The organism is Arthrobacter sp. Dra40 (assembly GCF_059091905.1).
In genome coordinates this window covers 1-9551 of record NZ_JBNHHB010000195.1, presented here as the reverse complement: position 1 = coordinate 9551, position 9551 = coordinate 1, and the positions used below count along the sequence as shown (strand labels likewise).

The 9551-nt window shown below is 61.3% G+C and carries 6 protein-coding genes; 5 read left to right on the top strand and 1 reads right to left on the bottom strand.

The genetic code is table 11. From position 1 onward, the window contains the following. The first annotated feature begins 1069 nt into the window (after positions 1–1069). The 3 genes from AC5RWT_RS30765 to AC5RWT_RS30755 all read left to right on the top strand — a co-directional run bounded on the left by AC5RWT_RS30765 (position 1070) and on the right by AC5RWT_RS30755 (position 5671). The gene (locus tag AC5RWT_RS30765) at positions 1070–2695 is read left to right on the top strand and encodes an SIR2 family protein (RefSeq protein WP_494083521.1); all 1626 of its coding nucleotides are present in this window, start codon (positions 1070–1072) and stop codon (positions 2693–2695) included. A 71-nt stretch (positions 2696–2766) separates the two neighbouring features. After that, positions 2767–3273: a hypothetical protein gene (locus AC5RWT_RS30760; protein WP_494083520.1), complete on the top strand. Its 507-nt coding sequence runs from the start codon at positions 2767–2769 to the stop codon at positions 3271–3273. Further along, positions 3266–5671: an AAA family ATPase gene (locus tag AC5RWT_RS30755; protein ID WP_494083519.1), complete on the top strand. Its 2406-nt coding sequence runs from the start codon at positions 3266–3268 to the stop codon at positions 5669–5671. Before AC5RWT_RS30760 ends, AC5RWT_RS30755 begins: the two co-directional genes overlap by 8 nt. Before the next feature lie 138 nt (positions 5672–5809). Here the strand turns inward: AC5RWT_RS30755 and AC5RWT_RS30750 are convergent, their stop codons facing one another. After that, on the bottom strand, positions 5810–6706 hold the full coding sequence (locus tag AC5RWT_RS30750; protein WP_494083518.1) for an Lrp/AsnC family transcriptional regulator: 897 nt from the start codon (positions 6704–6706) through the stop codon (positions 5810–5812). A gap of 217 nt (positions 6707–6923) precedes the next feature. Between AC5RWT_RS30750 and AC5RWT_RS30745 the strand changes: the two genes are divergently transcribed. Further along, positions 6924–8291, top strand: a complete 1368-nt coding sequence (locus AC5RWT_RS30745) for an MFS transporter (protein WP_494083517.1) — start codon at positions 6924–6926, stop codon at positions 8289–8291. Continuing rightward, the coding region (locus tag AC5RWT_RS30740; RefSeq protein WP_494083516.1) for an amidohydrolase at positions 8288–9551 on the top strand (1264 nt) is incomplete at its 3' end. The genes AC5RWT_RS30745 and AC5RWT_RS30740, both read left to right, overlap by 4 nt.

The following is a 9551-nucleotide window of genomic DNA, read 5'->3' as shown; positions in this document are numbered from 1 at the left end:
GGGAACTTTGAATGCAGGTGAGCCACCCCCGGAGGGGTGGCTCACCTGCTACAGGTCTGCTAGCGATCCCGGCGTCGTGCCCGCGCTTCGGAGACTCCGGCCCGCTCGATCTCATGGGCCGCTGTCTTGTAGACGACAGCCTCGGTCAGGACCGGGGAGAGGACCTGACCGTCCGCCTTGATGCCGTCTGCGTTTCCGTCTTCCCGGACCAGCGAAGCAACAAACGAACCGCGCTAGCACTTGCTGGCCAGATTGTTGCTCTACCTATCCCGCCCGAATGAGTTTCCTCTCGTGCAACGGACCAAAAGACGGCGAGTTGCAGTGGCAGTAATGGCGACGCCTGTAGAGTCTTGAGGTGATTAATATGAACACATCGCCGGTTGAACGATGAGTCCTGAGGGCATTGCCTTACTGGTTGCCTCAATCGTCGGATCAACTGGTCTAGCGAGCGCGTTAAGCTCTGGGTTTAAATTCACTCGGGCATCCCATCTACGCAGCGCCATCTCTTGGGGGAGTTTTGACGGGCTTGACGGGAATCCTCATGCAGCATGGCAGGCAGTTGCGACGCAGTACTTCTGCCGACCCGGGCCAAGGCCCAGACTTTAGTTTGATAAATCATTCATTCCCAGCCGCACTTTAAATGAAAAAGAACCACAGCCGAAGCGCCGGTCGTGGCGCCACCTCTGGCGCGCATAAGCACTGCAGTTGCTTATGTTAACTGCTTGGGCGTCTTTGATGGTGATGTTCGCGGATCGTGTGTTGGTGTTTTCGGGGTCAAAATGAAACGCTCGATGATGTAGCCGGGATCGAGGGCATGCGCCCGGGCGAATCGTGGGCCGATTTGGACCAAGTAGAGGGTTGCAAATTCGAGGCAAAGAACCATCCGTCTAATGACCCATTGCCTACCATCCCACGCGGGAGATGTCGGTGCGGTGGGGTCGGAGGCCGTACTCACCCGCGGGTCCATCAAAAGATTTGTTCAGCGCACCCACGACGGTGAGCCTGCGCTCTGGGTGAAGGGAGATATATGCGGGAGGCATGGAGATTGCTTAGAGCAAACCATCCACAGTTGATTGAGGACGTTGCGGACGGCAAAAGATTCGTATGGCTGGGGTCTGGGATTTCCCGCGATCAGGTACCTGACCTCGTCGAACTGATTGCGCGGGTGCTGCGTTTCCTGCGAGACCGAGCGGCATCTGGGGAACCCGACGCTGATAGTCATGGAGACGCGTTGCTGGAAATTCTTGACGATTATCTGCCGGGAGAACGTCTGCGATATGAAGCCGACCCAGTGGGTTGGGAGCCCGCTTCCGTGGAGACGCTCCGCGAGCAGTACAGCCGGGTGCTAAGTGTAGGGGTCGCCGGGAAGCCGAACGACTATCTGCTCATCGACGGGGCAGGTCTCCCTCAGCTTTATGGAGACCCGGATCTCGAGCCTGGACCGACACACACGATTCTCGCCATGCTTATTTCCGAAGGCGTCCTCACCACCCTGGCATCTGGAAATTGGGACGGTCTGGTAGAGAAGGCCCTCCTGGACATCTCGGCGACGAGCGCTCTGCTCGACGTCTACGTTGATATTAATGATCCGAGAGATGCTCACGGTCACGCCGAGATCGCAAAGTTTCACGGATGCGCTGTTCTAACGCTGAACGATTCCGCGCGGTATCGCGACAAAATTATCGCTACTACCGCTCAGATCAGCAGGTTGCATGGTGACGAAGCGTATGCGCACATGAGGGACCACCTGCGCGATCTGACCATGCGAACGCGTTCGCTCGTGCTTGGACTTTCAGTACAGGACAGTGATCTGCTCGCCATATTTCAGGCCGCAGCAAGTCGCAGCCCTTGGCACTGGGAGTCCGCTCATCCGGCGTACTTATTCGCTGAACCTGCCGTGCTTCCCAGCCAGAGAGACGTACTTGAGGTTGCATACGGGGAGGATTACGGACGCGATCGCCCGAGCATTGTCCAGCGGTCGGCACTTGGCGCGTTTGCCGGACCTGTCACGGCGGCCCTCCTCATCGAAGTGCTCGCGTCAAAGTTCGCGGCAGCCCTCCAGCGGCACCAAGACTTGCCAGTGGACCTGCTGCCATGTCTGGAAAGGGGAATTCGCCGTCTCGTGTTGCGGGTTGTTATAGCCTTTGGGCAGGACGAGGTGTCGCTGGCAGCTTTCCTCCTCGGCGGATATTCTGACTTTCTAAGGACCTATTTCGGCCCCGCCACTGTTGGCGCCGCGCGATACCTTCCTCTGGCTCGGGGTACTAGGAGCCAGCTCGAAACTGACTTCGCGGCCGTAGCAATGGGCATCGACCTTCTAGCAGTGGCAGTTGGAATGATCGGGTTCGGTGAGGAGGCGGGTCGCTGGCGCGTCTCCCTGTGCAGCCAGGAGAAGGGCAGCCGAATACGGGTTTCACACAGGCGGACCTCCACCGGATCAACTCTGGTCGTCGTACGCGGGGCTAGCGAGGCGATCGCTGCTATGGCGAGTGATGACTGGATTAGCGGTCGCGACGACATGGTTCTGCTGCAGATGAACGTTGGCTCTGTGGCCGCGGCGCGTTCACCCGGGGGACGAATCGGACGTGGACGCAGGGTGTGCACTCGTCGGGAATTGGCGTGGAGCGATCTCTCTGATTCGGTTGCAGATATGGAGGATCTTATGGATCGATTCGAGACTGGAGCCGGGCTTTGACGAGCACTATATTCCCGGAAGGGCTCCGATCAGAAGTAGTTCGCCTTCTTGTGGACAACGGATACGTGGAAATGTCCCCTCAGATCACTATCGGCGAGGTTCAGCTAAAGATTCCGAACCTGTGGGAGAGCCCGCCAGAAAATATGGATCTTTCGCTGATCATCGACCGTCCCGATTCGCGCGAATCCGCATTGAGGCTCTATTGGCTTGTACAACGTCTAGCGAGGGCGCTTGATTCGGCGAGCTCACGCCGCACCGTGACGGTGATCTTGATCGGCGAGCCGTCGCCTAATACAGGTCTGAATGAACTACTCGAACTCGCGAGAGTGCTAGTAGTGGATGGCTCGCTGGCAACCGAACGGATGATCGGCCCGCTTCTGAGGCTTCGGTTGCCTGCTACCGCTACTTCTCAGCTTGACGGCATCGCGGAGGTGGCCGAAGCGATCGGCAAGAAACAGTCCGCACACGATCTCTTGAGGCTCGTCTATGCGGCAAGCGCTGGTGCAAGTGTGGTGAGTGACCGTTACCGAACCTGGCTCGATGAGTCATTTATGATCAAGGGAAGATCCGATGTCTGAACTACGACTAACAGAGCTCGTCGTCGAGAACTTTCGCAGTATCTCTGGGCGGTGCGTGATTCCGCTGGACGGTTCGATCACACTCGTTCACGGTGCCAACGGTGCGGGAAAGACTAGCCTCCTGAGCGCCATTGAACTCGCCGCTACGGGCCGGGTTGGTTTTTTAGAAGACCAGGGCGGAAACACGCGTTCGCTTCTCCGAAATCATGATTTCCCATTAGGAAGCGTTCGTTTATCCCTCGCCGGCCGCCGCAATGCCGCTCGGGTGGGGTCGTTTGAACTGAACGGCGACCACGTTACCGGAAGCGCTGCGCTGACGCCGGCAGAGCAGACCTATTTCTTAGAACGTAGCTTTCTTCCTCAAACCGCGCTGGGGCGGTTGCTTGAGTCGTACACCGAGACCGGTAAACAGGTAGACACGGCCTTGGTCCGGTTCGTGAAGTCCCTCGTAGGCCTCGATGATCTCGACGCCCTCATCGACGGACTTCATGCTTCGGGTGACCGGAGGCGGAGCAAGAAAGTGGTACATGCCTGGAGCCGCGGGGCGGATGAACTCGAAGCCTCTCGGCGGCGGCATACTGAGGCAACTGTGCGGCTAAATACTGCCGTGGAAAAATTCAACGTCGGCGTCACCCTGCTTCGCGACCTGGTCGGCGATCCAGACTCGATCGACGTGAGTGATCTTTTGCGCGAGTCAACCGAGCGTGGTCGAGGATCCGAGACTAGTCGTGCTGAGCTTGCCCGGCTAGAGGAACTGCAGGCCCTGGTCGACGCTATTACCAGCATGAGACAGCAAACGACTGCTCTCCTTTCGGGCAGCGGCGATCGGCTCGAAATCATTCGAGCTGAGGAGGCCCAGACCGCGTTTGAGAAGTGGAAATCGGGAACCGGGGACGCAGCGCTTGCCGAATTGAACCGGATTCGTAAAACGTCACTAGGCCTACCCGCGGCCACAATCGGGCAATTGGCGGATGCATACAAGGAGGCGGTGGCGCGGGCTGCATTCGCTGACCAGCAACACACCGATGCAGCTGCCAAGGACCGCGAACGTGCCGAAAGAATAGACGAGTTGGACCGGCAGATTCGAGATCTTGATCAAGATATTGCGACCGTTGAGGCAAGGGCTCAGGCAATCGACGTTTCACAAGATGTGCGGCTTCTGATTGAGATTCTCGAACTGTCGATTCCGATTGCAGGCTCGGAGCATTGCCCAGTTTGCGATGAACAGTTCACTGGAGTTGGATTGCTCGCAGAGCATCTCGCTGCAAAACTCAACCGATTGAGCGCGAACTCAAGTCAACTCATAGTTGCTGAGCGAGAGCTGACAAAGCTGCGGGAGGAACGGCTCGCGAAGGTGCGACAGGTCGTTCTTGAAAAAAGCCTCCCACAGCTGGCTACGAGTGAGCCTATGGACGAGACGTTCCGGAGCCTCAATGGACTAAGCGACTCCATCGCCGAGGGCAGTCGATTGCGGCACAACCTTCAGATGAGCCAGACAAGTATCGCTGAGATGACCGCTCACGCTGCCGAGCGCGCTATCGTGACAGACCGAGTCGCCGAGGTGGCTCAAGCACTGGGTTTCTCAGTCCGCGATCTCCCTGTTCAAGAACCGGAAGTAAAGCTCGGACGCGAAATCGCAGCGCGCATGCAACTGATTCGTTCCGCCGAAATTCAGCGGCATCGCGAACGCGATGCACGCGAAAGCATAGAGGATATGCAACGCGAGGTATTGAGGTGGGAGCGTGAGCTGGAAGAAATCGAGCAGGGGATATCATCATTACAGAGTCAGCTGACGACGGCCGAATTGCGTATGGCTAGTTCTCGCGAGGTCCTGCAAATCGCTGAACGAACTCGGTCCAAACTAATCAACGAGGTCTTCGACCAATCCTTGAATTCGTTGTGGGCCCAACTCTTCAGCCGCTTCGCTCCATCAGAACGATTCACTCCCCGGTTTGTAAAACAGACGGAGTCGAGTCGGTCAGTCGATGTTCGGCTTGAGACAGAACTCCCTGGGGGACGAATTTCGGGGAGCCCCGGGGCCATGCTCAGCTACGGCAATACCAACTCCGCTGCCCTAGCGCTGTTCATGGCCTTGCACCTATCCGCGCCAAGTGAGCTTCAATGGTTAATCTTCGATGACCCAGTGCAGTCAATGGATGATATTCATGTTGCGAACTTCGCAGCAATCATTCGGCAGCTCGCTTTCGTGCATAAGCGCCAGGTAGTGATCGCGGTTCATCAGCCGGAACTGTTCGACTACCTTTCTCTGGCACTCGCACCGAGCGACGCGACCCAATCGCTGGTGCGCGTCAGGCTTGATCGTGGAACCGGGACAACAGTGGCACAGGTTGACCGTGTGGAGTACGCAGAAGAGCCACTATTGCATCGAGCGACCTAGGCGCAAGAAGTATGTGCTAGGCCGGCTTTCAGCAATGAGTGTTTTTGATGTTGAGTTGGCTCCTCATCATTGGCCTATCGACCAGAAGTGTCAATCAGGGCAAAACTAATCCAGCTTTGCTCTTCGGAGATGCACGTCCTATGAGATCCGGCGGGCATAGTCTTCTTTGACGACTTCGAGGTGGAGCCAGGAGTCGGTGCGGCTGACGGTGGGGAGGCTGCGGATTTCTTCGAGCTGGGCCAGGAGGTCGCGGGGGGACTGGGCGGCGAGGGTGGCGATGGCGTCGAAGCGGCCTACCGTTTGGGCGACGAACTCCACGTGGGACGAGTGGCGCAATAGTTCGAGGACGGCCTCGTTGCTGCCGGCGATGTTCAGCCCCACCCCCATGGACAGCTGCCGGCCGCCTGCGCCGCGTGACTCCACCGCGCTGATCCGGATGACACGGGCGTCCAGCAGCCGCTGCACGCGTGAGCGCACGGCTGTCGGCGTGAGCCCCACCGCTGCAGCGAGGTCACGGTAACTGGTGCGGCCGTCCTGCTGCAGGATCTCGATGAGTTGGGTGTCAACGCCATCGATGGTGACCTCGCCGGCGTACTGGGAGATGAAGAAGCCTTTGGCCACGCGGGTGTAGACCAGCGTGTCGATGTAGGCGACATTGGGGTGCTCGCGGAGCTGGGTGAGCACGGCGTGCAGTTCGTCGTGCGTGGCGACGCGGAGCTCGGCGATCAGGTCATGGGTGCCGCCCACCGCGGAGACCAGCACGGCCTCCGGCCACTCCGCCAGCCGCTGGGCAATATGCCGCACCGGCCCGGAGGCCACCACCGAGACGTGCGCGATCACGTGCTGGCCCAGGAACGCCGGATCCACCGCGGCCACCACCCTGACCGTGTGGCTGTCCAGCAGCTCCCGCAGCCGGGCGGAGACCGTGGCGCGCGGCAGGCCGAGCTCGCGCGCCAGGTCCTGGTAGCTGGCCCGGCCCTCCTGCTGGAGGGCGCGGACGAGTTTTGTGTCGATCATTTCGGTGTGGTCCGCCAAAGTTTCCTTAACCTCCCAAGTGAGCACCGCCGTCGTCAATTATCCAGTGATTCAGACCACAAGCAAGCGCTTCCGGAAAATCATGCGCGAAAACCAGTGCAGAACTGAATTTAGCGGTCCGTAACGCAAGATTTCTGCTCTTGTTGGATTGTGATTCAGGCCCTACAGTCGCAGAGATCACAACGGCACTCATGCCCACACCTTAAGGTGGAAGACCATGTCTCATACATCAGCAGCCCGGCCGCAGTTCAGCCACGCCCGGGCCCGCCGCGCCGGATTCGCGGCCTTCGTCGGCACCGCCATTGAGTGGTACGACTTCTACATCTACGCCACGGCCGCGGCCCTGGTGTTCGGCCCGCTCTTCTTCCCGGAAGCGGACCGGATGACCGGCATCGCCGCAGCCTTCGCCACCTACGCGGTCGGGTTCTTCATGCGCCCGCTGGGCGGCATCATCTTCGGCCACATCGGCGACAAGTTCGGCCGTCGCCCCTCGCTGGTGATCACGCTGGTGATCATGGGCCTGTCCACCGTGTTTGTGGGCCTGCTGCCCACCCACGAGAACATCGGTTCCTGGGCCGCCGTCCTGCTGGTGCTGCTGCGCGCGCTGCAGGGCCTGGCCGTGGGCGGCGAGTGGGGCGGCGCCGTGCTGATGGCGGTGGAGCACGCACCGGAGAAGCACAAGACCTTCTACGGCGGCTTCGCACAGCTGGGCAACCCGGCCGGCGCGCTGGGCGCCACCCTGATCTTCGCCTACCTGTCCGGGATCAGCGACACGTTCCTGGTGGACGGCGGCTGGCGCATCCCGTTCCTGCTCTCCGTGGTGCTGATCGGCGTGGGCTTCTGGGTCCGCTACCGGGTGGAGGAATCCCCGGTCTTCGAGGAGAAGGTCGAAGGCAAGGTCCAGTCCCTGCCGCTGAAGCACGCGCTGGTCACCAACTGGAAGCCGATCCTCATCGGCATCGGCCTGCTGCCCATCTCCACCGGCGGCTACTACCTGGCCACCACCTTCGCCACCGCGTACGGCACCGACCCGTCGGTGGGCCTGAACGAAACCATGGTCCTCAACGCGCTGTCCGTGGCCGCCCTGGTCGAGCTCATCTGCACCCTGGGCGTCGCCTGGCTGGGCGACCGGTGGGGCCGCAAGCGGGTCATGTTCGTCGGCCTGGTGGGCTCGATCGTGCTCATCGTCCCGCAGTTCCTGCTGATGTCCACCGGGCCCGAATGGCTGATCTTCCTGGCGTTCGCCGCGATGCGCCTGGTCATGACCGCCACCTACGCGCCGACCGCGACCATCCTGTCCCAGCTGTTCCGGGCACAGGCCCGCTACACCAGCATCTCGCTGGCCTACGGCATGGCCAACGCCATCTGGGCCGCCCTCTCCCCGCTGACCGCGACCTTCCTGTTCAGCAGCACCGGCAGCATCTGGCCCGTCCTGATCATGTTCGGCGCCATGGGCGTGCTGAGCATCATCTGCCTGGCGATCGCTCCCCAGCACCGCGACGAGGACGAACACGACCACGCCGACTTGGCTGACGACGCCGAACGCACCAACAACAGCAACACCAACCTGGAGGCCTTCCGGTGAGGAAACTCAAGACATTCGACGCTCCCGCGACCAGCTTCATCCCACAGCTGATCACGGCCGCCACCATCCACACCATGGATGAAGAGCGCCCGACGGCGGAGGCCATGCTCGTGCACGACGGCCGCCTGCTCGCCGTGGGCACCGAGGCACAGTGCCGCGCCGCCGCCGTCAACCTCGGCCTGCCGGACCCGAAGGAACACAACGCCGGCGGGGCCACGATTGTGCCGGGCTTCATCGATGCGCACGCGCACCCGCTGATGTACGGGCAGCTGAAGACCTGGGTGGACTGCGGCCCGGAACGCGCCGGCAGCATCCCCGAGATCGTCGCGCTGCTGAAGGAGCGGGCGGCCGAGACCCCCAACGGCCTGCCCGTGCGAGGCTTCGGCTACGAGCACACCAACCTGGTGGAGGGCCGTCACCCCACCCGGCAGGAGCTCGACGAGGTCGCCACCGACCGCGAGGTCTACCTGATGAACGCCTCCGGCCACGGCGGCGTGGTGAACTCCTACACGTTCGAACTGCACGGCGTCACCAAGGACACCCCCAACCCGGCCGGCGGTGAATTCTTCCGCGACGCCTCGGGTGAGCTGACCGGCGAGCTCTCCGACGCCGCGTGCAACATCCTCACCGGGCTGGAGGGTGTGAAGATCGGCCACCACGGCCCGAACTTCCACCTGGCCGACGCGCCCGAGGAGCACCTGCGTCAGCTGCAGATCGCCCAGGAGAACTTCCTGGCCGGCGGCGTCACCACCATCGGCGACGCCCAAGTGTCCCGCCGCGAGTTCGACATGTACCTGCGCATGGCCGAGGAAAACCAGCTCAAGGTCCGGGTCAGCATGTACCTGCTCTCACATCTGCTGGACGAGGCCGCCGAAATGGGCCTGCACGGCCAGTTCGGCAACGCGCGGCTCAGCTTCGCCGGCTTCAAGTTCTACGCCGACGGCACCCTGGGCGGCTGGACCGCGTACTTCCCGGACGGCTACGTGGGCGACCCCTGCCGGACCGGACAGCTCTACCACGACCCGGCCGACTACGCAGCGCTGATCTCCAAGGCACACCGGTTGGGTCTGCAGACCGCCACCCACGCGCAGTCCCCGACGGCCCTGGAGATGGTCATTTCCGCCATCGAGGCCGCGCAGGCGGAACGTCCCGATACCGATGCCCGGCACCGGATCGAACACTGCGGGCTGCCCACGCTGGAGCAGATCGATCGGATGGCCGCCGCCGGCATCCACCCGGTGAACCAGCCGCAGCACTACT